Genomic DNA, 24773 nt, shown 5'->3' with positions numbered 1-24773 from the left:
GAGTGAAAAACTATGTCGTGAGTACCGACGAACTGAGGGCGGCCGGCACTCCTGGCTGGGCGATCCACCGCTTCACGGCCCATAAACGCGCCGAGAAAGCACTCCACCCAGCCCTGCGCGCCTTTAATACTGCTTCCACCAGTAGGTCGGCTGATACCGCAACGACCCCAAGCCGCCCATATTTCCGGTGGGCAATTCTGAGTGCGCTATCAGCCTTCGCCCGCATAACAAGTTCAGCAGCTGAAGTTCCGCTGACGCCCCCAACATGAACGACGCGAACATCGCGACGCAACTCAAGGCGGATGCCAAGCTTTCTCGCCCTCCGACTAAGGTCTCGGTCTTCCCCGTATAAGAAGAAGTCGGCGTCAAACGGTCCTTCGAGTTCGCACGCTATGCGGCGTTCGAGCACAATAAACGCCCCACAGATTTTTGTAAAAGCACCTAGGTTTGTTTTACTGGTGTGAAGTATAAACCGCTTGCAGAACCGAGCGGACAATTGGCGACCAACTGTAAATACCCAATCTTCATAAGACTCAAACTGAACTCGGCCGGTTTCGTCGGTAAGAAGGGGCGTAGATATAATTCGTCCTGATTGCGTGCCAGCAAACAATCTAGTGAATTGAACTAAGTTCGGCTCAATGTCTGGGTTGACTATGGCGACGAATTGCGAAGAAGACGCCAGTACACCTAGTTGAACGCCACGGGCGAAACCAACATTTCCATGCCCCTGGATAACCCTGTGCTCGGCGAGCTCTGTGGAGGCACCCTCATCATTGAGTACGATGAGAGCGTCTGTTTTGAACCCAGACGCCTCACCGGCTTCAACTAGTGTTCGGGCGAGACTCGATACTTCTCTTAGATCATTGCGAAATGCAACAATGACAGCCGTGAGTGTTCTCTCAGAGTCAAATTGGGGCATTGTCCACTTTACCCTTTTCGCGGCGATGCCGTTCGGGCATGATTGCAACAAGATGGCTCATGAATGTGCGCTACTACGCTCGGAGGTCCGCGCACCACGCTGCTGGTCGCCCTTTGGGAGACCCACGACGCGTTCGAAGACGCCTAGATATTGCCGTGCTTGGAATTTCCAGTCCAATACCTTCGTAGCGCGCTCCCGACCGGCTTCACCGAGTCGTACGAGAAGCTGGTGGTTGTCGAGCATCCGCAGAAGTTCCTCGCCGTAGGCTTCCGGAGTCGGTGAATCGACGTAAACAGCCGCATCCTGCGCGCTATAACGTGTTTCTTTCAGGTCAAAAGCAAGAACAGGAACGCCAAAGGCCATGTACTCCATGGTCTTGTTCATGGTGCTCACGTTATTCAACGGTCCAGGAGGGTCGGCACTGAGCCCTACATCAGCAGTACTGAGGTAATCAAAAAGTTCGCTGTCAGTAACACGCCCTGGCATATAGACGAAATCCTCGAGGTCGAGTTGTGTCACCTTGGCGCGGAGTCGTTCCCATTCGTCACCCTTCCCAAGCACTGAGAAAGTCACGTCTTTTCTCGCCCGAGAGGAAGTAACGTAATGAATGGTGTCAATGACAAGGTCAACGCCATCCTGTGGCCCCATGACGCCGTGGAAATGGACTAGGTGTTTTCTACCGCGCTTGAGGTCCTCATTGGGCGCTTTGGGCTTCAACAGCGTCGTATCGGGACCGGTTCGAACCACAGTCACCTTGTTTGCTGGTACTCCGCCGCGCGTGCGGGCAACCTCGGCGTAGGACTCATTTGTCACTATTGTTTCTTGGGCAGTTGAGTAAGTCAGCTTTTCCAGTACTCCGAGTGCCCAGTGGAAAAACCCTCTTTTCCCAAACCGGGATTCGTAGACTTCCGGGTTGAGATCGTGTTGATCGAACACAAACTTAACGCCGAACGGCCGAAGTAGGAAGCCAATGAGGAAGAAAGTATCGGGCGGATTGCACGATTGAATTACGGCTGGCTTTCCGTGAAGCCTCCAGACACGCAGAGTCAGGAAGAACGTCTGGACCCAGCAATAAATAAATTCCCAGATAAAGCTCCACAAACTCGATGTTTCACCGGGAGGCGCATATTTGTGGAGGTGAACACCTTGATACTCCTCGTAGGCAGGGTCGCCAGCCGCCGCCGGCGTAATTGCTGCCACCCGGTAGCCAGCGTCCCGCAGCGATCGACATTCAAGCCACACGCGTCGGTCGCCTGGAAGCGGAAGATTCTGAACAAGGACTAAGACGAGTGGTGCTGTCACCAGGCTGCTCCAACGTAAGACTCAGCAAGGAGCGATGAAGTTTCCCGCGTTCGAAGAGAATCTTCTACGCGCTTTGGAAGCGACCCTGAAAGATCAACTACAGGCACAGAGGGACCGGAAAGCACAATTTCACAAACATCTGCTGCGTTAGTGCCCAGCAGGACCAGATCTGCGCCAACCAGCGCTTCTTCCAAATCGTCAACCAGCATGGACTCGAGATCGGGCAGGACAGCTTCCACGAAGCTCTGATTCGCGCCCATCAACTTTTCCACGTCGATTATAGGGTCGTACGCACGGACCTCGATCCCCATCTCAACGAGCTTGGCAGCGACCTTGACAAAGGGGCTTTCGCGCATGTCGTCCGTTGATGGTTTGAAAGTCAGACCCACCTGCGCGACGGTCTTCGCACCTGAAGCTTCCACCATGGTGACAACTCGCTGAATGTGGACATCGTTGGAAGCGGTCAGGCTGTCGATCATTGGAAGGTCAAGGCCGCGGCTCTGCGAGTAGTGCTGTAGGGCTTTCACATCCTTGGGGAGGCATGAGCCGCCGAAGGCAAATCCGGGACGCAGGTACCGATGTGAAATGTTGAGCTCTCGATCCTGGACGAACAGCTGCATGACGGCGCGGGCGTCAACGTCTGAGATTGCGCACGCGCGCGCAATCTCATTTGCGAACACCACTTTAACTGCATGAAAAGCGTTCGATGCGTACTTGAGCGCCTCTGCCACGCCTGTGGAGACTACCTCGGCGGGTGTATCGAGGAAGCTGAGTAGTTCGCTGGGTTTTTCTGCCGCGGACGGAGACTCAACGCCAATGACCGTGAAGGGCGGGTTGTAGAAGTCGGAAATGGCAGTTGATTCCCTAAGGAACTCCGGGCAAAAGGCAACGAAGAAATCGCGCCCCTCGATGAGCCCGGAAGCCTTCTCAATCCATGGAATGAATTTCATAGCGGTCGTTCCTGGCAGGACCGTACTTCTGAGCATAATGGTGAGGGGGGTGGAACGGTCAGGCAGGCCGCGACCGATTTCCGTTGCAACGGTTTCGACGTATCTCAAGTCCAGTTCGCCAGTTTCGGCTGATGGTGTTCCGACGCACACAATTGCTACATCAACGTCTTTGACTACGCCCACGTCAGTGCTGGCGCTAATGCGCTTACTGGCGTGTGCGTTTGCAAGGCGCTCTGCCAGGCCGGGCTCGACAATAGGCGTCATCCCGCTATTAATTGCGGCGACCTTTTTGGGGGCGGGATCCACGCCGATGACGGTGTTCCCTGCTTCGGCGAGACATGCGGCCGTTACACACCCAACGTAGCCAAGGCCAAGTACTGCTATTTTCATTTTTCCCCCGTGTTACTGGAATGAGACCGAAATAAACTGCGCTGAGACGCATGGATGACGGGATTGCCCCCGTGGCTTCGACTAGTATACGGCGGCGCTGGAGAGCTGGCCGCTTGTTACAAGCAGCGACACTGACCTCGGTTACATACGCGCGGCGGCTGTTCGGATGCAGAGTTGACACGACCACCGTAGTCTTACCGCGAAGAACGTTGTTGCCTGGAGTTTCTTCCAGAAACGATGTGCACGGTCATCTAGAGGCTCTGATGGTTGGGGTTTGCACTGAGCACCTCATCTCTTTGCTGCCGTAGATGGACTTGTGGATATCCCTCGCCTCGACAGATGCAGCATAACGGTGACAGATTTCGTTCTGGTTAACTAGTTCTACGAAAAATGGTCCTTCCGCGTCCACGCCTTTTGATAGTCTGTGCGGAAGATAATTAAGCGACTCGTACCCTTTGGAATTTGCAGAAGACTGAGTTGCGTCCGTCGATACGCATCTGTTCGAAGAGAGTGCTTCTTGCAAAAGAAGATTGTTTTACTGGAAACTTAAGGTAGCTTGCCGCAATCGCGGTAATTTAATCGCGCTGATTTGTTTAGAGGCCAATGCGCCGGGGTGTCTTTTGTGTGACGACTGTTGCGGTTATTGTGTTGCGAGATGAGGCTTGGATGGTCCTAGCGCGCGGAATTGAGCAGAAGGTTCCCCTTTAGGGGGGTGTTTCATGACTTAAAGAATTCGAAGGAGACTTGTTGCCTGAATCAAGGCGGATTTAGCTTGGCAAGTCTAAATTTTCACGACACTCTACTGCGGCGACCATGGTCCCGCCGACTGTCGTCAAGTAGGTTGTAACGTGGTTTGTGGTCCTACCGCACGAAGCGCAGTATGTCTTATGTTGTTTGGTCCCCATGAGTTCAATGATACCTATTATCAAGTTTCTCGCCGGCAAGCCAGCACCTATTCGCTAAAGGATCGTTCCGGCGCCAGGCCCGCATCGACGAGAACCCAAAATTTGGTAGTGCAAGGCTCGGAACGAAATTCTCCGCGAGCATCGAACGCCATCTTGTTATGTGAGTACACGTTCTAGTGAGTGGCCCGCAAGTCCGGCCACGTGAGCCGCGTCCTTGATCTGTTCTGAGTCCATACAAAAACCTACAGGTCCAAAGAATGCGACAGTGCACGCGGTGTGGGCCCCCACCCAGACTGGTACCACAAGAACCCCTTCGTACCCCGCATCCGTGAAGCGGCAGCGGAAAGGCTGCCATGTCGGATCACCGCCGGTTGCTCTCACCACTACGGGCTTTCCGTTGTGCATAGCTTGTTGCAACGGGCCCTTTTCAAATAGGTATTCCGAGAGTGCAAGGGCCTCGGCGCGGTCTTCGCTTGCAGCAGTGATGGGATGGCACCCCGCTTTCGTGAAGGTAATTGCGCACTCCACCCTCACCTGCGATGACGTGCTAAGCGCGTCGGCGGCAGATCTCGACAGACGTCGTAAGTCCAAAGCAGCTTGTGTGTCCGCTCGGGTGCTTTTCGATCTCCCCTGGCCTGTCCGTGATTCTTCGGTCCCGTGTGCCGCCTCTAACGAGGACTTATTCATACCTAGGATTGCTGCCTCTGCTGCCAACGTCTACTCCTTGAGTGATTTGACTTGAGCATTTGAAGTTGTCTTGGGCCAACTTATTGAGACGACGCCAATAAGGCACCAGTAGCTGGTACTCGTATTTCCGTGACGGTCTTTCGCGGTTCTGCGGGTCAGGTTCAGGAATGACTCTGACCGGCGCCCCCAGCGGGATCAGCTTCGAATGGCGCGGCGTTGAGGCGTCGGGGCCGTCTCAGCCATTAGACCTGCGAGCCAGCCAGCCTGCGTAATCGATTGGTGATGAACGTTCTCGCCGAATGCAGACACTCGTCTTCTCGGACTTGCATGGCAGGTCCCGCCTCGTGCGTCTTTCAGGACTGCCCTTGGAAGGATAAACGGCGGCGGGTGGCCCCGCGGCAGGAGACTCGGCTGATAGGCCCAGGTGTTATGGCCAGGAGCGTCCCGGCTATTGCGGCCTTGTCCTCCTCGGTATCCTTATCCGTCCGTTTGGAAAATGTCATGTCGCCCGTCCTTGATCGTTTAGCCGTTGCCTTCGTTCTTAGTAGTTCCTGCGCCTCCTTTGCTGGTGATGCCGATTGTCAGCGCTTCGGGTGCGGACTTCATACCCTCGTCATTTCTTATCCTGCCAACGTCGGGCTTCCTTCCCTTCTGCTGGGCAGGGGCTGGATGGTGTGTTAAATCGTCGGGGGCAGCGCTCACCCGGCCTTCGGCGTCGAAATCGGAGCGCCCGACCATCTGAGTATTCGTTGCGGGCGCCTAGCCACGCGAGCAATCGCACAATAGGCCGCAAAAGGCAGGAACGCACACAGACGCTGTAGCCGTGCAAGCCGATTACCGACGTCCTACGGTTGTTGAGGCCCCAAAACGAAGCTGGCGATGCGATTCAGTGCGCCTTTGTTTATCGAGGCCGTTCAGGACGACAAACGACAGATGTTGCCGGCAAGCCAGGCTGGGAAGGTCGAAAGCCATACCGGGACATAGCGCTGGGCCCGAGGATAACTTTTGGGACTCTGAGCTGTGCAGCTTTAGGCACCCACGCGAAACTTTGAAGCTCGGTCTGACTGCGGTGTTACCAGAGACGTAGCATCGGTAGGGTGCTAGGTCTGGCTCGACAAACTCAATTGAGTGATTCGTCCGCGACTATTCGCGGCTTGGGATTGACCGATTTGTCAATAGCCGTGTGCCATGATTTGCTCTCTTATGCACGGCTTCCTAATGCGATAAGGCTTTCAGCCCACGCCTCTTCGCGGTGTGTCTACTTCGGTACTTAGTCGTTCCTAGTACCGTCCTTCAACCAGATGCTGCGGCTCAGGCGCCGCGGCACTGCCGATCCCCGTCCGTCTCGCATCTCGAGGTAATCAGCGCTGACATGCCTTATGTCGATATAAACCCGCACAAAGGCCGTCCCAAGTGGGTTGGCTACACCATCCTATCCGTCCTCCTTTTGCTTACCGTTTGTGCAGTTGTGGCCGCCCTTACGCAGCACTGAGCAGGTGGCTTGGCCAAGCACGCCGTTCACAACCCCTAGACTTACTTCCTGAACTAAAGCTGCAAAACAGATTGCCGAGCGTCCGGGGGACAGACATGCCACAACCGGCGGATCAAAATGCAGGTGCCCCAGCAGAAGATGCAGGGCAGCCGCAGCTGCGCCGACGCCGCGACATTCGTCGTGCCGACGGCTCGCTTGAGGATGCCTGGACAGGAACCATGCCAGCCGTAACCCCGAATACTCCTCGTAAGAACGACGCCGCAGGGCCCGTTTTGCGCCGCTCTTCCTGGGCGGAAGCTGCGGCCGCGGCCGACGCGGCCAAGCCCGCTCCGCCGGGGCCTGCGGCCCCTACACGACTGCCAGTTTCCGCGAAGTCTGCTACCCGGCCGGAAGCTCCCACTTCCCCTGTTGGCGGTGACGCGAGCGCTCCTGAAGCCGCTCAGGAAGTCTCTGTCCCGCAGCGGGACATTGCCCCTGAGCCGTCGCCCGCCTTCCGCCGAAGCCGCCCCACGGTGGCTGACGCAATCGCCGGCAATCCCGCTCCGGACTTCATCAGCTCGCCCGGACTGTTCGTCAAGGAGCAGAAGCCACGCCCCGTGGGTGGCTTCCGCGGCGCCATGTACAAGCTGACTGGGGGCTCGTGGAACATGGGACCGGGGCCCAAGCAGCGCCAGGAAGATGAACTCGCCCGCCGTATCTCACGGCAGCTCCAGGGCAGTTACAACACCGCCATTCTGAGCCTCAAGGGCGGCATCGGAAAGACCTCCACCACTGTCGGTGTGGGCCTCACCCTTGCCGAGTTCCGTGGCGATGCACCCTGTGCCATTGATGCAAACCCGGACTCAGGCGACCTTGTGGAGCGTGCGCTGGGCGAGGGCATCTACCAGCAGGCCGCTCCGCGCACCATTACGGACCTGCTGGAGAACATCGAATCCATCGACTCCCTGACCGCGCTGGCACGATACATGCACCACGCTGGCAGGCTGCACCTGATCGCGGGGGAGCAGGACCCGGAAGTCTCGGACTCTCTCACCGCCGAGGAGTACCTGCGGATCCGGAAGCTCATCTCCGGCTACTACTCCGTGGCGCTGACCGACTGCGGCACGGGCGTGACGCACAATGCGATGAGCGGAATCCTGCAGTCTGCGGACAACTTGGTCATCGCCGCTGGCTATGCGGTTTCTGGCGCTAAGCGTGCCCGCAGCACGCTGCAATGGCTGGCCGGCCACGGATATGAGGATCTGGCCCGCAACGCCATCGTCGTGATTACCGACAAGGACGAAGTGTCGTCCCGCGTAGACAAGGACGCAATCGAGGAACACCTGTCCGGGATCTGCCGTCAGCTCATCGCGGTTCCCCACGACCGAGGCGTTGCAGACGGCGACTTGGTGACCCTCGATGTACTTAAATCCGAAACGCGGCGGGCATACAAGGAGATCGCCGCGGCAATCGTCGACGGTTACCGATAGTTACGCGTCGTCGTTCGGAGTGCTTTCAGTGCTGGTCGGGTCCTTGACGCCTTGGTGCTAGATTAATCATTGTCACGACTATCTAGCGAGCGGATGTTCTGATTCGAGTTTGTGCTCGTTCACCAGAGCTAAAGATCCCGCGGAAGAATATGGCCGAAAGAATTTTCTCGACTATGCAGGAGTAAAAACCCTAGGGGCAGTTCGCCATAAAGGGAGGTCAATTCGACTTCAGATCTTGATTGCCGTGACGGCGCCCCCATTGGCCACCGTGATCCGGTACCGAGTACCGTCGGGAGACTTTAACATTAGACTTCCCGAGGATTCTGCCAGATCGACGTTTCCGGCGGTAAGCGAACCCCCGTTCAAGTTCAGAGGCGTTGCGCCGCCAGCAGGTAATCCGAGGAGCCCGACAATTAGTTGCTTGAGGTCAGTGTTGGCGCTCACGGACATGCCGCGCTTTCCGAGGAGGCCGAAAGTGCCAGGCCGACTGAAGTTGTACCCGGGAACGAATGAGGAACCGCGTACCTCCACCTGCCCTCCGCCCGACACCGTCGGTACAGCGTTTGGTGGTAGCGGGATATATACGTCCTTCAAGACCCCTGTGGTTCCCGCTGCCCGGATAACCGACCCAGCTTTGGTGGGCGTGTTAACGAAATTCGTTCCGTCGATCAGAGTGCCAGTAGCTTCGGAGGAGATGTTGGCGCCGTAGAGTGTTGAGCCGGACACAATGCCTCCGCTAAAAATGGTGAACTGGGCCCGGTCCTGAATACCGATCCGGCAGCAGTCAACATTTGGCTCGATGATATTTCCCCAGCCTTGGGCATGAGTGTCCAATCCGGCGTCTCGCCCCTCTGTAACGAGGAAATCCGACGATACATGATTGCGGAAGGGGTCGCCCACACTGTTCACGACAGACGGTCCACCACCGTGGCCAGTTGTGAACCCATGTCTTACGCGCCTCGCTGTTCCGGAAATTACGCGGAAGTATCGTGTCGTCCCACCCACATTAACGCCGTACCCGAAGTGCCCGTTGTCGGGATCATTTGTCAGGTCCGTAAGATTTCCTGAGAAGGAACCTCCGTCCACGTGTGAAACTAGCACTCCTGGTCCGCCCAGGTCATGAGCGTCGATCCCGCGCACCGTCGGGTGGAGTGCCAAGGCGAAATACAATAATGCTGACCTAAAACCTGTGGGGCCAACCGGCTTTGTATGGCTGAAGTCGCCACCGTCAACCGTTACCCGAGGCGCAAGAATCACCGGAACTACTTCGGGACGCGTAGGCATATCTCGGTATACGGGGTTGTCTAAGGTGAGGATGTTGCCGGATTTCTCGGTGACTCGCGCGAGCATTCCGCGGTAAGTCGTGCGTGCAGGATCCGTGAGCATGTCAGCCGACTTGAGCACTAGATATCCGCCGGCTGTGAAGACTGAAGCGTCGGCGACGGTTAACGTGGTTGAACCGGCCGCCGATCCGCCTGTTACCGCGATTGCGGCACCCGCGGAGCCTTGATGCATGATAGCGACAACGTCCGAGTCGACAATCAACCCAGCGCCGGGCCGAAATACTATATTCGTGGGCTCTAAAGTCGAAGGCGCGAGGGACCCCGTGATCCGGTGCATCTGGGTAACAACAAGTGTTTTCCCGGCTGCAGATGTCAACGCAACACGGAGCGCATTCGTGTCGTCAGCTTGGCCGTCTCCGATTGTCCCAAAGTTTGCCGCGTAAACTTCGGCGGCAGACGCCCTCCCGTAGATACCCGAGAGATCAGGAAGCATCGCCGCAGGTACCTTAGACTTCCCGTCCAAGGTAGCCACTCCTAGGGGTGCGCCTTTTTCGGTTAGTGGGACATAGCCGGGTGGGGAAGTAAGGTCCCCGATAGCTGCAGACGCTGAGGCACTCTGTAGCGTCGAGACAGCGGAGGCCCCCGTCATAGCAGTAGCTATCGTTCCAAGCCTTAGGAGTGCGCGCCGCCCCACCGACGACTCCTCGCTAGCTTCGGCAGGATCGTGTTTTTGAGAAAACTTCATATTCAGCGCCTTTCCAGCCCTGGAAACTTAAGTTCTAAGAAGCTATTCAGTGCCGCGAACTCGATCCACCGTGAAAGCTACCTATCTTTGGGGCGATAGACGCTTGCGGTCTGTCGCCAATTACTCAGTTAATGCCCATCCCGTGTTGGCCGAACTGACAGGTGTACTCAGGCCCCGGAAGCCAACGCATGCTTTCGTTTTACGCCTGCTTGTGTCACAAGCCTTCCCGCGAAATACCGACATGTGGTTTGGATCCGCGATCACAGATGTCGACGGCCTGCTGATGGTAGCGAATCGCGGGGTCAGCACCCGCTAGAATCATGTTCAGGATCGACCGGGGGACATTCAATTGACGTTCCAGGCAGTACCAGGTGATTGGCCGCCTCCATGGCAGCTGCCTAACGGAGGTCAGTTTTCCGTTTCCGCTCCTCGCGTCCAGCCCGAATCCGAGGTCGCGCACCGTCAACAAGAAGTGCGGCTCGCCTGGTGGAAAGAGTGATCCACCTCCGTCGATTTGGCAAACTATTCCTCGGGTTTTCTCAGGAAGCTGTAAAGAAATCTATGAACTGGAAAATGGAGCTTGGTGAAAAATACTCTCGGCTGGCTAGTAGGTAGTTCACTGGTTGTAGGGGCTGCGGTGCTAGGCGTCGTGTTCGAACCAACACTTATGTTGGGCGGACTCGCCGCTGCTGCCATGGCTGCACTGTCGTATGCGCGACCCAGGGTGGGCATAGTACTCTGGTTAGCAGTCGTTTCTTTCGTCCCGTTTTGGACCCGAATTAGCCTCGCGGGGCTTAGTCTCCAGCCGGCGACACTTATTGGTTTACCTGTGCTCATCGGGATTATTTTTTCGCGGCGGTCACCGAAGCCAAAATTGCACGCCGTCGACACCGTACTTCTGCTTGCCCTCGTTGTGGTCACTGTCTATACCTTTGCGGGTCATCTGCCGACGTTTCCGTTGGTTGGCCTCGTCACGGTTGCAGCCGTCGCCTACACACTTGGCCGTGTTGCAGATCCACGCATCCAGAAGAGTTTCGCGATCATCATGGTAGGCGTTGCAATTTTTGGATTATTCGAATTCGCGCTCGACTGGCATCCCTTCACCGGTTGGTTCCTATCCGTAAACCATCACTGGGATCTGATCCAGGAAAGGGGATCCCTGAAGCGGTCGGAGGCTTCCATGGGTCACGCAATCGCGTTTGGAGCCTGCTTAGCCCTCGCGCTTCCATTCACCAAAAAGCTTGGTAGGGCCGGAACGTGGACTCAGTGGCTTTTGATCGGCGGCATCGTCGTTTCGCTGAGCCGCGGTCCGCTGGTCGCGATGGTCGTGACACTCGGACTGGGAGCGGTAGCTTTGGCTACCGGACGCAAGCGATTTTGGTCCGTTCTTGCAGCAGCAGCCGGCGTAGTGATCGTCTACCTACTTTTCGACTTGCTTTATTCCGGGGAAGCGGCTGACGAAGTAGCCAGTTCGGGTGACGCGAGAGCTAACCAGCTCGACGTGGCGTTCGGCCTTCTCAATCCAGTAGGGCCCGCCAGCGGCCTCACGCTCGATGATGGCGCGCTCAACGTGCCGGGGCTCATGGTGATCGATAGCACGCCGCTTCGGTTTGCCCTTAATTTCGGATGGATTATCGCTATTATGCTGCTCATGCCAGTCTTATACGCGATATTCGCGTTTATACGCGGAAAGGCAGGTCCTTCAACCATTGCGCTACTTGGCCAACTGCCGATCGTCCTAGTCACCTCGCTCATCACGCAGTGGCAGGCCATCTTCTTCTTCGTCGCGGGCATGGCAGTAACTGAGCTTCAGCGGAGGCGCCGGAAGGAAACTCCAGAAGATCTACGGAGGAAGGCACAGAATGTCTTTGCGCGCCCACCGGCCCCAGCGTCCCGTTACTAGCCCTGTTGGATGGGGCGGGGAGGGCGTTTTACCCAGTGAGGGGAGAACTGCCTCCTTGTCGGTACGCCGGGGTCTATTCGGAAAAAGGTGCTCTTCGTAATTTGCACGCACCAAATGTTGGTGGCATATCGGAGTCCAGCGACAAAGCCGACTCCAATAGTGACACGCCCGCGTGGAACTGCCATCCCGATTTGGGCGACTTCGAGCGCCGACTCCGTGGAGGCGCGAAGGGATCGAACGGGGGCGGCAACCTAAATAGGCCTCGTTGCGGGTCCCCATGTCTAATACGGGGTAGGCGATCGTGTCCGCCCGGTGCGTAGCGACAGACGCGTAGTGGCAGTACAGCCTTATGAGTTGAGAGCCCCAGTAAATTTTGTGTACTCAGGTGTGTAGCGATGACGCAACAGAGGGCCTGACACGGCGAACTTTCCCCACGAAGGGCCCAATGCTGTCGGGCACCGGGACAGCACTCCGTCGGCGGCCACCGGTGGGCGCGCGGTGCTGTATCGCGACCGCATGAAATCGGCGTGCAACCCATTGACCAGCCCCAACCCAACTTCTTGACCAAGTCTTGAGCGTAGGCATCGCCCTCCCTTGAAGTGGCCCGCAGAAGCTTAGGGAATGCTTTCACGTTTCATGGCAGGGAGCACCGTGCTCACCTGCGCCTCCCTGCTTGCCACCGGCCTCCTCCTCGCGGCACCCGCCGCGAACGCCGCCACCCCCGCAGCGGCCACAGCCAATCTCCCCGCCTCGCACACCGACGGCACGGCAGCCCCGGCGTCCACCGCCTCCGTGTCCGCCCTGCCCGGCCAGACCGGGCAGCAGCTGGCCCTGCAGGTGGCAAACGGCCTGAACCCCACCCGTGTCACCGGCACCATCGCCGTGGCCGGGCAGGCCGTCCAGGGCACCCTCCGCGTCACCGCCAGGGGCCGCACCCTCCTCGAAGCATCCGCGGGCGCGGCCCTCACCTTGGACGCGCCCGTCACCGCCGCTGACCTCACGGACCACCAACTGGTTCTCACCCTGGACTACCTCCCCGCCGTCCAGAACGTCTGCACCGCCGCCCAGTCCGCCGCCACCCTCAGCAAGGTGGCCCTCGCCACCAGCGGCACCGAGGCCGCCCCTGCCACCGTGGCCGAATTCCTGGCTCCCTCCGTGCCCGCCGTCCTCATCCCGGTGCCGGGCAATCCGCCGTCGGACGTTTCCGCCGCCATCCTGGCCGCCTCCGCCGCCGTGGCCCACCGCTACCCGGACGCCGCCCTCACCCTCGTCCCCGAACCGGACGCCGCCGCCCGGGCAGCCGCCCTGCCCGCCGGCTCCCGGATCATCACCATCGCCGCCGCGACACCGGACGAACAGGACGCCGTCAGCGCCACCCTCACCACCCAGGCCGGCCGCCCCGCCCTGGCCCTCACCGGCCACGGCGAGGAACTCCGCACCGCCGCCCAGGCACTGGCCAACACCAAGTCGGCCCTGGCCGATTCCACCACCGTCACCGGCATGACCGCCACCGTCCCCGCCGCCGCCGGGCCCGAACAGACCCTCGCGGACCTCGGCGCCAACACCATCAAACTGGCCGGCTACGGCACCCAGGAAACCTACCTGGGCGTCAACCAGTCCCAGTTCGGCGGCCCCGTCTCCGCCGTCACCCTCCACCTCAGTGGCACCCACACGGCCGTGCCCGCCGGGGGACAGGCAGCCCTCTCCGTCTACTGGAACGACTACCTGCTCAGCTCCCACACCCTGGACGGCGACTCCTTCGACCTCACCGCCAACGTCCCCGCCGGGCAGATCCAGTCCCGCAACGGCCTGCGCCTGCGCCTCACCGCCCTCCCCGCCGGCGGCGACTGCTCCGGCCCCGCCGGCCTGCTCCCCATGGAACTCACCGTGGACACCACCGGAAGCAAACTCAGCGCCGAACGCGGCCACTCCCTCAAGCCCGGCTTCGCCCGCTTCCCCCAGGTCCTGGGCAGCACCCTGCCCATAGCGTTCGACGCCGGCGCCACCGCCCAGGAGAACACCATCAGCGCCGCCGCGCTCGCCTTCGCCCTGCAGCGCGACTCCGCAGGGCTCCTGGACGTCCGCCTCACCGACACCGCGGGCCTGCGGGACTCCAGCGACTCCGGCCTCCTGGTGGGCGCCACCCCAGAAACCGCCGAGAAGGTGGCAGCACCGCTCCGCCTGGCCGGCTTCCGCACCGTGGCGGCCCGCGACATCGAATTCGGCGTGGGCACCACCGCCCCCTACGGCGTCCTGGAAGGGTTCGAACAAAACGGCCGCAACCTCCTGCTCCTGGGCGGCTGGGCCCCCGATAACGCCACCGGCGCCACCACTGCCGGCACGCTCCAGGGCAGCCTGGCCGCCCACGTCCTGCAGCTGCCCGGCGGCTGGAGCGCCCTCTCCCGGAACCTCCTGGTCACCCAGACCACCGGCTACCCCGTGCTGCTCGAAAGCAACGCCATCACACCCCAGGCCGAAGTGACGGACGGGTTCCGGCCCCTGGCGCTCTGGATCGTCGCTGCAGCTGCCGTGCTGCTGCTCGCCTTCACGGCCCGCGTCCTCCTGCGCCGCCGGCACCAACGGCACGCCGGCGCCTACGCGGCAGCCCGGGAACAGGCTGCCGCCGCGGACACCGCCAGTGGCCAGTAGCCTCCAGGCCCCGCCGGCCACCCAACCCGCCCCGGAAACGGAAAGCGCGGGGGAGCGGCGCCCGTGGCTGCGCCTCACCTGGGCGTCCCTCGGCGCCCCGGTGGCCGGCCGGCACGTGCCCGGGACCGCCGTGATCGCCGGGGCCGCGGCCGTGGTGGGGTTCCTGGCCTGCCTCTACACCACCAGCTCCGGCAGCAACCTGGACTACTCGGACGCCCAAAGCCACCTCACCATCGCCCGGCGCGTGTTCGACAGCAAAGCCCCCGGCTTCGAACAGCTGGGCACCGTGTGGCTGCCCATGCCGCACCTGCTCCTGATGCCGTTCATCATCAACCTCTGGATGTTCAGCACCGGCTGGGGCGCCTGCATCCTGGGCATCCTGGCCTTGGCCGCCACCGCCTCCGGCCTCTACCGGATCGCCGCACGCCTGGGCTACGGCCGGGCCGGGCGGCTCGCCGCCGTACTGGTGGTCCTGGCCAACCCGGCCATCCTCTACACCTACACCACCGCCCTCACCGAACCAGTGCTGCTGATGTGCCTGGTGGCCGGCATGGCCGGGCTGGCGCACTGGGCCACCAGCCGCCGCCGGATGAGCGCCGGGGAACTCGCCGTGTTCGCCGGTATCCCGTCCGGCGCCGCTGTGCTGTCCCGCTACGAGGGCTGGGCGCTGGTGCTCACCGGCACCCTGTTCGTCCTCATCACCGAGCTGCGCCGGTCCGGGCAGGTCCGCGAAGCCCTCAAAATGGCGTCCGGCTACGCCATGGTCCCCGCCGCCGCCGTGCTCTGGTGGCTCTCCTACAACTGGGCCATCTACGGCAACCCGCTGGAGTTCATGTTCGGCCAGTACTCCGCCTACGCGCAGCAGAAGAACATCACCGACGGCGGCCTGCTCCCCACCAAGGGCAACCTGGGCCTGACCCTCTGGACCTTCCACTGGTCCCTGTTCGAAACCCTGGGCGCGGTGGTGCTCGCCGCCGCCTGCGGTGCCGTGGTGGTGGTGTTCCGCCGCGGCCTGGCCACCAGCACGCTGCTGGTCGCGGTCACCGGCAGCGCCTACGCGTTCGCCCTGGTGAGCCTGTACCTCGGGCAGACCGCCATCAACAACGACCACTCCCTTCCCAGCACCTGGTGGAACAACCGCTTCGCCCTCACCGCCCTGCCCCTGGCCGCCGTGCTGGTGGCGGCGTTCGTGCACGAGGCGACGCGCCGTCGTCGTACGCGCTCCCTGGTGGCCGCCGCGCTCCTGCTGGCCCTCGCCGCGCAGAACGCGTGGTGGCTGCAGGACCCCGCCGGCCGCCTGGCCATCCTGGCCGAGGGGCGCATGTCCCACGAGTCCAACACCGATTCGTTCGCCGCAGCCCGCTGGCTGAAGGAGCATTACGACGGCGGCGGGATCCTCATGGACGAAAGCGCCCGCGGGAACGCGGTACTTCCCACCATGGGCATCCCGCTGGGCAACATCTACAACCGCGCCTCCGGTGACCACTTCGCCCCGGCGCTCGAGGAACCCGCCCGGTACGCCGAATGGGTGTTCGTGAACGTGGAGGCCGGCGCCGGGCCGCAGGACTCGGGCTTCACGGACCTGGTGTACCAGGCCATCAGCGCCGACCCCACCTTCAACTCCCGCTACGCGGTGGCGTTCACCAGCCCCACCCACCGGATCTACGAAAGGACCGTGGACTGATGTCCGAGGCAGTACCGGTTCTCGACCCGCCAGGCCCCGTCCCCGGGCCGCTGGCTGCTGGCCCGGGGCGGCAGTCGCTCGCGCTGGGCCAGACCCTGCTCCAGGCCGGCCTGATCACCACCGACCAGCTGGACCGCGCCCTGCAGCGCGCCGCCACCGAGGGCGGCCTGCTGGGCCGGCACATCATCCTCGAAACCGGGCTGAACCGCCGGCACGTGTATGAGGTCCTGGCCGAACAGTGGGACGCGCCGTTGGTGGACCTGGTGTCCCACCCCTCGGACGATGCGCTGCTGGAACGCCTGCAGTTCAGTGAAGTGTCCGAGCCCGGCTGGCTGCCGTGGCACCTGGAGGACGGCGTGCTCACCGTGGCCACCGCCGTGAAACCGAGCGAGGAGATCCGCGCCGCCGCCATGCGGGCCACCGGCGCCACGGACGTGGTGTTCCGGACCACCACGGACTGGGACATCAACCACTCCATCCAGCGGGCCTTCCGCAACCACCTGCTCTACGAATCCGCAGAACGCCTCGCGGAGGAACTGCCGGACGGCTCGGCCCGGACCGCCCTGACCCGGTGGCAGGCGCTGCTGCCCGCCGTGCTGCTCAGCGCCCTGCTGGCCGGGCTGGCGCTGGATGCGCTGCTGACCACCATCGTGCTGCTCACCGCCGTGAACGTGGTGTTCCTGGTGAGCATCGGCTTCAAGACCGTGGCCAGCCTGCGCCAGCCGTTCGACGCGCTGCACGACCGGTCCGCGGCGAAGGCCCGTGCCCGGGAGTTCCGCCGCCGCGGCCTGCCTGTGGAGGAGGTTGCTCGGATTCCGGACGCGGACCTGCCCGTGTACACCATCCTCATCCCGGTGTTCCGCGAGGCCAACATCATCGACAAACTCCTCAGCAACCTGGGCCAGTTGGACTACCCCCGGTCCAAACTGGACGTGCTGGTGCTGCTGGAGGAAGACGACACCGAAACCATCGAGGCCGCCAAGCGCTCCCGCCCGCCCGAGTACGTGCGGATCCTGGTGGTGCCCCGCGGCGAACCGCAAACCAAGCCGCGGGCCTGCAACTACGGGCTCACCTTCGCCCGGGGCGAGTACGTGGTGATTTACGATGCCGAGGACCGGCCCGATCCCGGCCAGCTCCGCGCCGCCATCCACGCCTTCCGGAAGGACGCGTTCGAGCGGCAGTACCTGGACCCGGACCGCCGGCCGCTGATCTGCGTGCAGGCCGCCCTGAACTACTTCAACGCGGACCAGAACGTCCTCACCCGGCTGTTCACCATCGAATACACCCACTGGTTCGATTCCATGCTCCCGGGCCTGGACCGCTCCGGCATCCCGCTGCCGCTGGGCGGCACGTCCAACCACTTCGATACCCGGCTGCTGCGGCTGGTGGGCGCCTGGGACCCGTGGAACGTCACGGAAGATGCGGACCTGGGGCTGCGTGCCGCCGTCGAGGGCTACCGCGTGGGCGTCATCAACTCCACCACGTGGGAGGAGGCCTGCTCGCAGGTGCCGGCGTGGATCAAGCAGCGCACCCGCTGGATCAAGGGCTACATGGTCACCGCCGCCGTGAACACCCGCAACACGCTCCGGTACATCCAGCGCACCGGGGTGGCCGGCGCCGTGGGGTTCCTGGGCCTGATCCTGGGCACCCCGCTGGCGTTCCTGGCCTACCCGCTGGTGCTCGGCTTCACCATCGTCACCTACGTGGGCTACAACTTCGTGGGCCTGGTGCTGCCCGAGTGGCTGCTGGTGGGCGGGGTGGTGTCCATGCTGTTCGGCAACGCCATGATGATTGTGGTGTCCGGGGTGGCCACGTGGCGGCGGCACGGATGGCGGATCGCCATCTTCGCGTTACTGAACCCGGCGTACTGGGTGCTGCACTCGGTGGCCGCGTGGCGCGCCGCCTGGCAGATGCTCACCAGCCCGCACAAGTGGGAGAAGACCCCGCACGGGCTGGATGAGGAGTATCACGACGACGGGCGGTGGACCGCATGAACGCGCACCTTCCGACGCTGGGCCTTCCCCTTCAGGGCCTTCCCGTCCTGGACCCGGCGTGCATCCGGGAGATGGGGGAGGAACTGGACCACCCATCGGCACTGACGTTCCTTTCCGCCTACCTGGACTTCCTCCCGGAACGGCTGGCCACCCTCTGCGCCGCCGTGGCCCTTGAGGACGGGGAGGCGGCCATGGACAGGGTCCTCAGCCTGAAGGTCTCCTCCACCATGGTGGGCGCCCGCCGGCTTTCGGCGCTCGCCGAGGCCCTGCAGGGGCTGGTGTGCACGGGCAACTGGGCAGCCGCGGAACCGCTGCTGAAGGTGCTGGACGCCTCCGTTGCGGCCGTGCTGGCTGCCGGCCGGGCCGCCGTCGTAAGTTCCGACTCCCAAGGGTGATGCCCCGCGCCCTTCCCACCCGTCAGAAACCGGTGCCTGGGATGGCTGCGGGTAGGTATTACTTGCCTGGAAAGTGGGGTATCGCTCCACTGGTCACAGACGCGGACCGGGCGCTTAGCCTTCATCCATGCTGAGAATCGTGAAGCAGGAACTGCGGCCCAAGCCGAAATACCCGTACTGCTCTCAAGCAATCCTGGCTGCTGGCGGAGCAACTCTTTACTGAGCTGTAATTTTCGCAGGGCAGCGGCTTGCCGGACCAGTAGCTGACACAAGCCAGCGCTGCGCGAGGCCGGTGACCACCGGGCATGGGGCGCAGAAAGTCGAAGGTCACCCACCGGGAGCCGATGTTGTACACGGCACGAACTAGAGGATGACAACGACGTCGCCGCCCGCCACGGTGATATGGTTCACCTTCGGAATCGCGGCCAACTGGAAGCGCAGTTCCGGCTATGAGTCCTGCCCAAGCTTGAGCATCACTTTCACAGAGGACTTCGGAACGGCCTTCCTGGGTCCAACATGGCCGTTAGCCGGGACAACTCTTCACCCGGGTGAGCCGACCAGTGCCTTGTGTGCACCCGGGCTAAAAGCCGCTTCGTGACAAACGTCGACGGCGCGCCGTGGATGAGTCATCCGGACGATGGTTCACCTCAAGGTGACGGAACTTAACCGGATTTATCTGCCCGTGTGCAGGGAAGCGAGAAGCCCCGCGTGGGATACCGATTCGCAGGGCTTCTCAAAGGCTCATGCTTAGCCGTATTCGACCGCCGGGTTAGACCGCCATCAAGACGTTGTGGATGGCGGTGGCGATTTCCTCGCTGCCGAGGTTGTTCGGGTGGAGCGGATCAGCGAAGTAGCCTAGTGCGTTGCTGGTCGCGAAGTCCTTCCACCGGTTGGCGAGATCAAGCAGCGGGATGTCCTGCTCATCAGCCACCTCGTACAGGGCGGTGTAGTACTCGGCCAGAGGCGGCGTCAGCACGCCATCGGCCGGGATCGGGTAAGAGTAGTTCGGCTGCGGACAGGTCACTAGCAGCACATCACCGTTCGCCCTGAACGCTTCGGAGGATTTCTGGCGCTGCACCACTGTCGTCACGTTTGCCTTGAATGTGGGGATGTCTCTGTGCGCTTGGTAGTCGTTCATTCCGAGCAGCATGATGGCGAGGTCGGCTTTGGGCATGTCGAGTGAGGTCGGCAGGCCTGATAGGTATGCGGCCGAGTCATCGCGGATGAACTCGGCCATTTTCAGACCAGAGCGCGCCAGGTTGGATACCCGGATGCCGGCGGCGCCTGTTCTGCCTTCGATGCCTATGAGGTAGGCGTACGATGTGTTGTTCGTCGGCGCGTAGATGCGGATGGTGTGCGGTGCGAACGGGCCGGCGGGAACGCGGGTGACGATCTGGCCAGTGGAGCCGGTCGCGGTCTTCTGGTAGCCGGGCTCCGGATCATAGTCCGTCTGGGCCACGTCGGTGTTCGGGTTGCCGGCAATGAACTTCACTGGGCCGCCATCGACCTGGACTCGCGGCCGTGAGCCTCCATTGACCATGTAGAGCACGAACTCGGTACAGGTGTCCGTGAACTCCACGAAGTTGCCGCCTCCGCCATTGAGCCATCGGATGCAGCCGAGCTGGTGTGGGCCGAACGTATGTTTGGTGACGGTTCCAGTCATCGTCAATCTGGCGTCTTCGGCAGGTTTGTCGTACCACCGGTCCCAGGGGACGACGATGCCCGAGCCGGCTCGGCCATAGCTGGCCTCCAGCATGCGGTTCAGTCGCCCGTACCAGGCGTTGGCGTATTTCGGTTCCGATACGCCGGGTACGCCCTGGGTGGCAGTGATGGAGTCGAGGAACGTGGTGATGTGGCCCGTGCCCAACCCCGCGGCGGCTCGTGTCCGCGCAGCTCGCCATCGGGAGAGATTGTTGGGCCGCAGGTTGTAGGCATCCAGTGCTTCGTTGTAACTCCGTGTCGTTGTTCCCCACGATGGGATGGACAGGGATGCCGGGGTGGTCGCATCGGCCGGAGCCGCATTCACTGTGTTTAGTGCGAGCAACCCGCCGCCTGCTGCTGCGGCGCTGCCAAAGCGGAAAAAGGCGCGGCGTTGTAAATGAGTTTGTGCAGAGTGTTCCAAAGTTATGCCCCCATGACACCGCCAGTGACGGTGGATACACGAAAAGCGGCCCCTCTGGGCCGCCGAGCATAGCATATGGCGGCTGTCGGGAAACCGTTAAATCGTGATGGGATAGCGAATTCTTCGTGAACATGAGAAGCGCCCCGCCCCGCCGAATTTCAGCGGCGCGAGGGCTTTCTACAACCAAACGAACTAACCAGCGGACGCCGTCGTAGATGATCGCGAAGGCCGACGCGAATCATCTGACCTGGAACGAAACGAGTACCGACTACTGGTGCGAATACTGATCGGCGGGCGATTCACTAGTTGTTGTGAACCTCAGGGACTTTTTGGAAGCGCGGATCTCGGAAGATGAGGCCGGTGCAATGGAGCTTGGGTGGCAGAAGGGCCGGATGGCGGCTGAGTGTGCAGCAAAGCGGCAAATTCTCGCCGTCCATACGACCCCGACATACACCGTTGATGATCCTGCTTTTCCGATAGAGCCCGCAGCATGCAGCTGTGGAAGACTACCCTGCCCCACGCTGCGGGCTCTTGCCGCAATCTACGCGGACCACCCCGACTATCAGTCAACGCACTGAGGCGGGAGGTATGTGGCCTTGAACAGTCGTGCCCTGGCCACGCGGTAGGTGCCGTCTCCCACCAGCGTCACGTACACCCGGACGGTGGTTGCCCCGGCGCCGATGGTGATGGCCGGGGTGCGGCAGATTCCAGACTCTGGCCGGTCGGTCTGTGCCGCTGTACCGCTGGAGTGGACGCAGTCGGTGGCGTGGAGAATGCCTGTCGCGCCGAAGACCTGAATGCCGGCGTAGAACTGGGAGGCGTTCCAGCCGGCCGCGTCCGTTTCGAATTCAATCTCGAAGCGGACCTTGTCACCTTCTACCCACGAGCCGGCCACTCCGGGAAGCAGGTCTTCGCGGAGACGGGAACCGGTCGCGCCGCTCACGGTGACCTGCTGCCAGAATCCGGGCACGCCGTCCGTGCGGGCGACCTTGGCATAGGTGGCAGTGCCGCCGGTTCCAGATGCCCAAGTGGTGGCGCGCCCCGTGCCTCCGTCACCTTCGAACATCCCGTTCAACAGCAGGTTAGTGGTGTCCAGGTTCGAGACAATGAGCCGGTCACTCGGCGGGATCAGCGGCGACAGTACCTTGACCAACTGGCGAGCCATCCGAAGACCGCCGGGGCCGTCTTGGTGCAGGTTGTCCGACGCAAGCGCGGCGTAGGGCGTGCCAGTGGTGGGGTCCACGATGGCCGTGGCATAGTCGGCAAGGTAGAAGTCCGGGCGTACGCCTACCTGCTGCCGCAGCCACTCGTTGGTGCCGTAAAGGGCAGATTTCCGGGCGATGGTGTTGGTGCTGGTGGAGCACCAGTCGGTGCCCCAGACCACTTTGACGCCTCGGGCGGCGCACTTGTCGAAGATCTGTCCCAGTTCGGAAATGATGGTGGCTGAGGGGACGTCTGAGTTGACGGAGTTGATGACCCCGAAGCCGATGAGCCAGCCGGGGTTCAGGTCCAGCAGCGCGTCCGTTCGGGCGAGCATCATGGCCGTGGTGTCACCACCGACGCCGCCATTCTTGATCCAGCGCATACGCTGCCGCAGCAGGACCTGCGCCCAGGTCATGTAGCCCCGGTCGAGCTTGGTGATGGCGTCGCCGCCGCCGGAGACATCTTCCTGACGGATGTTCCCGTTGAACTGGGTGCGGGAGTCGCCCAGCGTGACGAAACTCAGCAGGTCCTTTTTGCCGTACGTTACGGCCGCCGCTGTGGCGTCCAACTTGGGTGCCGTAGCTGTGGCAATCGTGGCAGAAACTTCCCCTCGCTGGCTAATTCGAAGCGTCCCGCGTCCGGCGCCGATGTACCTCCCGGGCGTCCGTGTCTCGAACTGCAGTTATTTGAAGATGACTTGGCGGAGGTCTATGTTGTCTGCGGTGCGGACAAGGAGGATGGCGTGAAGTCGCCGCCCTGCAGGCCAGGTTGCTGCCCCCGAGATGGCACAGAGCCGGTCGGGCAGCTCTTGGCAGGAGTCTTGTTTGAGCTTGAGGGGGACGGGCAATGAGGGCGCTAAGCCGAGGCGTGGCCGTAGAGCGATTCCCCTGCAACCGTTGCGCCGCCGTCGGACGTCCTGCCGTCAGGAACCGTGCCGGGGCTGGTTGCGAGTAGGTATTACTTGCCTGGAAAGTGGGGTATCGCTCCACTGGTCACAGGCGCGGATTGGGCGCTTAGCCTTCATCCATGCTGAGAATCGTGAAGCAGATTCTGCGACCCAAGCCCACCTGTCGGTACTGCGGGCTGGCCCTTCTCCCCACGCCGGCTGCGGTGTTCTGCTCCCGCGACTGCTACGACAGCTACCAGTACTGGGGTGACGCGTCAGCGCACCGGCCATAGCCGGGTAGGGCCGCCCGAGTTTTCCGCTGCCCATGTCCGTTTTCGCTGCGGAAGTTCGCTGACGCACCCCCTATCTGGGCCGCGATATCGAATGTGCGCGTCGACGGCCACAAAGTCAGCAGGTGTACGTACCGCGGTAGGGGCTGCCGGTCCACGTACCCACCATGGCACTGAGTTCGTAGATGTACGTGCCGTTCTTCAGTGAGGACGGTTTGGTCATGCTGATGGTGCTGGCCGTGAAGGTCTGGGACAGCGAGGTGCCGTCGGGCGCGATGACCGTGAGCTGGTAGGCCGTGGCCCGCGCAACCTTGCCGTAGCTGGTGACGTTGATGGTGGAGCCGTAGGGCCGGGTGGTATCGCAGGAGTACGTGCCGGCAATGCTGCCCGGAGCCGGTATGACGTAGGTGGACGCGGAGAGCGGTGCCGTTGCGGTGCCCCTGAACGCGGCCTGGGCCATGGCGGGGGTGGCTGCGAGGAAGAGGGCCACGATCAGACCGGCAACAAGACGGCGCAGATGCCGTGCTGCGCCTGAGTGCCGTGACGTGCCCATGCCTGCTGGTACCTTCCGTTGTGGTTGCTTGTTTCAATTCTGGGCCCCTGGCTTCAACACCCGCCCGGGGACAGTTCAAGGTTTCTTCAAGATTGCCCGCGAGTCCCCGTCACCGTGGCAGGTTAGGGCTGCCTTATCTGGAATGCTAGGCATCATGGGACATGAATCCGCCAACCGCAGGGCCGTTGTAGTTGAAGACGACAAAGACATCCAGATGCTGCTGAACAGGACGCTCAGCATGCAGGGCTTTGACGTGGTGGTGGCCGGAAACGGTATGGACGGGCTGGCCCGGATCCGTGAGCACCAGCCGGAACTGATCACCCTGGACCTGAACCTGCCGGACCTGGACGGGACGGAAGTGTGCCGGCGCCTGCGCGAATTCTCCGACGCCTACGTAGTGATGATCACCGCCCGCGTGGAGGAAATCGATGAGCTCCTGGGGCTGCAGATCGGCGCCGACGACTTTGTGACCAAGCCCTTCAGCCCCCGGTCCTTGGGGGCGCGCATCACGGCCATGTTCCGGCGTCCCCGGAACGGAGCGCCCGACGGCGGTACGGCAGCGGTTGCCGGGCCTGCGGCTTTGGAGCCTGATCAGTCAGCGGTGCCCGCGCAGGCTGCAGCGGTTCCGGCGGATGCTGAGGCGAGCGTTCACGGGTCCGTGAGCGTGGATACCGAGTCGCGCACCGTCCACGTGGCCGGCAACGAGGTGGTGCTGACCCGGACCGAATTCGACCTGCTGGCCGCGTTCATGGGGGCGCCACGCAGGGTGTGGACCAAGGAATCCCTGCTCCGCCGGGTCTGGGGCGACGAATGGGCCACGGACGAGCACCTCGTGGAAGTCCACATCGGCAACCTGCGGCGGAAGATCCGTGCAGGAGGCTCCGAGGCCCAGATCATCCGCACTGTGCGGGGCGTGGGCTACGGCCTGGTGCCGCCGTCGTCCCTGTCCTGA

Annotated in this window: 15 protein-coding genes; 8 read left to right on the top strand and 7 right to left on the bottom strand. The window is 62.0% G+C overall.

The window, feature by feature from the left end; all coding sequences use genetic code 11:
• Positions 1-10 precede the first annotated feature (10 nt).
• The 3 genes from ACHL_RS24205 to ACHL_RS14810 are packed head-to-tail and all read right to left on the bottom strand — an operon-like array spanning position 11 to position 3561.
• A complete protein-coding gene (locus ACHL_RS24205) occupies positions 11-919 on the bottom strand; it encodes a glycosyltransferase family protein (RefSeq protein ID WP_015938099.1) in 909 nt (302 codons plus the stop codon).
• A gap of 57 nt (positions 920-976) precedes the next feature.
• On the bottom strand, positions 977-2161 hold the full coding sequence (locus tag ACHL_RS14815; protein WP_456107088.1) for a glycosyltransferase family 4 protein: 1185 nt from the start codon (positions 2159-2161) through the stop codon (positions 977-979).
• 56 nt (positions 2162-2217) lie between these two features.
• Positions 2218-3561, bottom strand: a complete 1344-nt coding sequence (locus tag ACHL_RS14810) for a nucleotide sugar dehydrogenase (protein WP_015938097.1) — start codon at positions 3559-3561, stop codon at positions 2218-2220.
• Positions 3562-6863: 3302 nt separating this feature from the next.
• On the opposite strand from ACHL_RS14810, the gene ACHL_RS14805 reads away from it, so the two are divergent.
• Positions 6864-8114: a MinD/ParA family ATP-binding protein gene (locus ACHL_RS14805; protein ID WP_015938094.1), complete on the top strand. Its 1251-nt coding sequence runs from the start codon at positions 6864-6866 to the stop codon at positions 8112-8114.
• A gap of 228 nt (positions 8115-8342) precedes the next feature.
• On the opposite strand, the gene ACHL_RS24200 is transcribed toward ACHL_RS14805, so the two are convergent.
• Positions 8343-10142: a hypothetical protein gene (locus ACHL_RS24200; RefSeq protein WP_139187411.1), complete on the bottom strand. Its 1800-nt coding sequence runs from the start codon at positions 10140-10142 to the stop codon at positions 8343-8345.
• An 829-nt stretch (positions 10143-10971) separates the two neighbouring features.
• Between ACHL_RS24200 and ACHL_RS14800 the strand changes: the two genes are divergently transcribed.
• The 5 genes from ACHL_RS14800 to ACHL_RS14780 all read left to right on the top strand — a co-directional run bounded on the left by ACHL_RS14800 (position 10972) and on the right by ACHL_RS14780 (position 18767).
• Positions 10972-12045, top strand: coding sequence for a hypothetical protein (locus tag ACHL_RS14800; protein WP_139187413.1), 1074 nt, complete (start codon positions 10972-10974; stop codon positions 12043-12045).
• A gap of 636 nt (positions 12046-12681) precedes the next feature.
• A complete protein-coding gene (locus ACHL_RS14795; RefSeq protein WP_244266475.1) occupies positions 12682-14694 on the top strand; it encodes a cellulose biosynthesis cyclic di-GMP-binding regulatory protein BcsB in 2013 nt (670 codons plus the stop codon).
• On the top strand, positions 14684-16378 hold the full coding sequence (locus ACHL_RS14790; RefSeq protein WP_015938090.1) for a glycosyltransferase family 39 protein: 1695 nt from the start codon (positions 14684-14686) through the stop codon (positions 16376-16378). Before ACHL_RS14795 ends, ACHL_RS14790 begins: the two co-directional genes overlap by 11 nt.
• A complete protein-coding gene (locus ACHL_RS14785; protein WP_015938089.1) occupies positions 16378-18372 on the top strand; it encodes a glycosyltransferase in 1995 nt (664 codons plus the stop codon). The genes ACHL_RS14790 and ACHL_RS14785 overlap by 1 nt, the downstream gene beginning before the upstream one ends.
• Complete coding sequence (locus ACHL_RS14780; RefSeq protein ID WP_015938088.1) at positions 18369-18767, top strand: Hpt domain-containing protein; 399 nt, start codon at positions 18369-18371, stop codon at positions 18765-18767. The genes ACHL_RS14785 and ACHL_RS14780 overlap by 4 nt, the downstream gene beginning before the upstream one ends.
• Positions 18768-19536: 769 nt before the next feature.
• On the opposite strand, the gene ACHL_RS14775 is transcribed toward ACHL_RS14780, so the two are convergent.
• A complete protein-coding gene (locus tag ACHL_RS14775; protein WP_157672499.1) occupies positions 19537-20889 on the bottom strand; it encodes an SGNH/GDSL hydrolase family protein in 1353 nt (450 codons plus the stop codon).
• 365 nt (positions 20890-21254) lie between these two features.
• Between ACHL_RS14775 and ACHL_RS24940 the strand changes: the two genes are divergently transcribed.
• The gene (locus tag ACHL_RS24940; RefSeq protein ID WP_407681031.1) at positions 21255-21467 is read left to right on the top strand and encodes a DUF6221 family protein; all 213 of its coding nucleotides are present in this window, start codon (positions 21255-21257) and stop codon (positions 21465-21467) included.
• On the opposite strand, the gene ACHL_RS14770 is transcribed toward ACHL_RS24940, so the two are convergent.
• Together ACHL_RS14770 and ACHL_RS23415 are read right to left on the bottom strand one after the other, a co-directional pair.
• Positions 21452-22660: an SGNH/GDSL hydrolase family protein gene (locus ACHL_RS14770; RefSeq protein ID WP_015938086.1), complete on the bottom strand. Its 1209-nt coding sequence runs from the start codon at positions 22658-22660 to the stop codon at positions 21452-21454. The two genes, ACHL_RS24940 and ACHL_RS14770, sit on opposite strands and share 16 nt — an antisense overlap.
• A gap of 726 nt (positions 22661-23386) precedes the next feature.
• Complete coding sequence (locus tag ACHL_RS23415) at positions 23387-23821, bottom strand: hypothetical protein (RefSeq protein WP_015938085.1); 435 nt, start codon at positions 23819-23821, stop codon at positions 23387-23389.
• Positions 23822-23975: 154 nt separating this feature from the next.
• On the opposite strand from ACHL_RS23415, the gene ACHL_RS14760 reads away from it, so the two are divergent.
• Positions 23976-24773: a response regulator transcription factor gene (locus ACHL_RS14760; protein ID WP_015938084.1), complete on the top strand. Its 798-nt coding sequence runs from the start codon at positions 23976-23978 to the stop codon at positions 24771-24773.

The sequence above is a fragment of the Pseudarthrobacter chlorophenolicus A6 genome (assembly GCF_000022025.1).
GTDB classification, from domain to species: Bacteria; Actinomycetota; Actinomycetes; order Actinomycetales; family Micrococcaceae; genus Arthrobacter; species Arthrobacter chlorophenolicus.
This window is presented reverse-complemented; position numbering and strand designations above follow the sequence as displayed.

What these genes read in the sequence shown, in the direction of transcription:
- ACHL_RS23415 (WP_015938085.1), bottom strand. Translation starts at nt 23,821, where the DNA reads ATGGGCACGTCACGGCACTCAGGCGCAGCACGGCATCTGCGCCGTCTT.
- ACHL_RS24940 (WP_407681031.1), top strand. Translation starts at nt 21,255, where the DNA reads ATGGAGCTTGGGTGGCAGAAGGGCCGGATGGCGGCTGAGTGTGCAGCA.
- ACHL_RS24200 (WP_139187411.1), bottom strand. Translation starts at nt 10,142, where the DNA reads ATGAAGTTTTCTCAAAAACACGATCCTGCCGAAGCTAGCGAGGAGTCG.
- ACHL_RS14780 (WP_015938088.1), top strand. Translation starts at nt 18,369, where the DNA reads ATGAACGCGCACCTTCCGACGCTGGGCCTTCCCCTTCAGGGCCTTCCC.
- ACHL_RS14810 (WP_015938097.1), bottom strand. Translation starts at nt 3,561, where the DNA reads ATGAAAATAGCAGTACTTGGCCTTGGCTACGTTGGGTGTGTAACGGCC.
- ACHL_RS14785 (WP_015938089.1), top strand. Translation starts at nt 16,378, where the DNA reads ATGTCCGAGGCAGTACCGGTTCTCGACCCGCCAGGCCCCGTCCCCGGG.
- ACHL_RS14795 (WP_244266475.1), top strand. Translation starts at nt 12,682, where the DNA reads ATGGCAGGGAGCACCGTGCTCACCTGCGCCTCCCTGCTTGCCACCGGC.
- ACHL_RS14805 (WP_015938094.1), top strand. Translation starts at nt 6,864, where the DNA reads ATGCCAGCCGTAACCCCGAATACTCCTCGTAAGAACGACGCCGCAGGG.
- ACHL_RS14760 (WP_015938084.1), top strand. Translation starts at nt 23,976, where the DNA reads ATGGGACATGAATCCGCCAACCGCAGGGCCGTTGTAGTTGAAGACGAC.
- ACHL_RS24205 (WP_015938099.1), bottom strand. Translation starts at nt 919, where the DNA reads ATGCCCCAATTTGACTCTGAGAGAACACTCACGGCTGTCATTGTTGCA.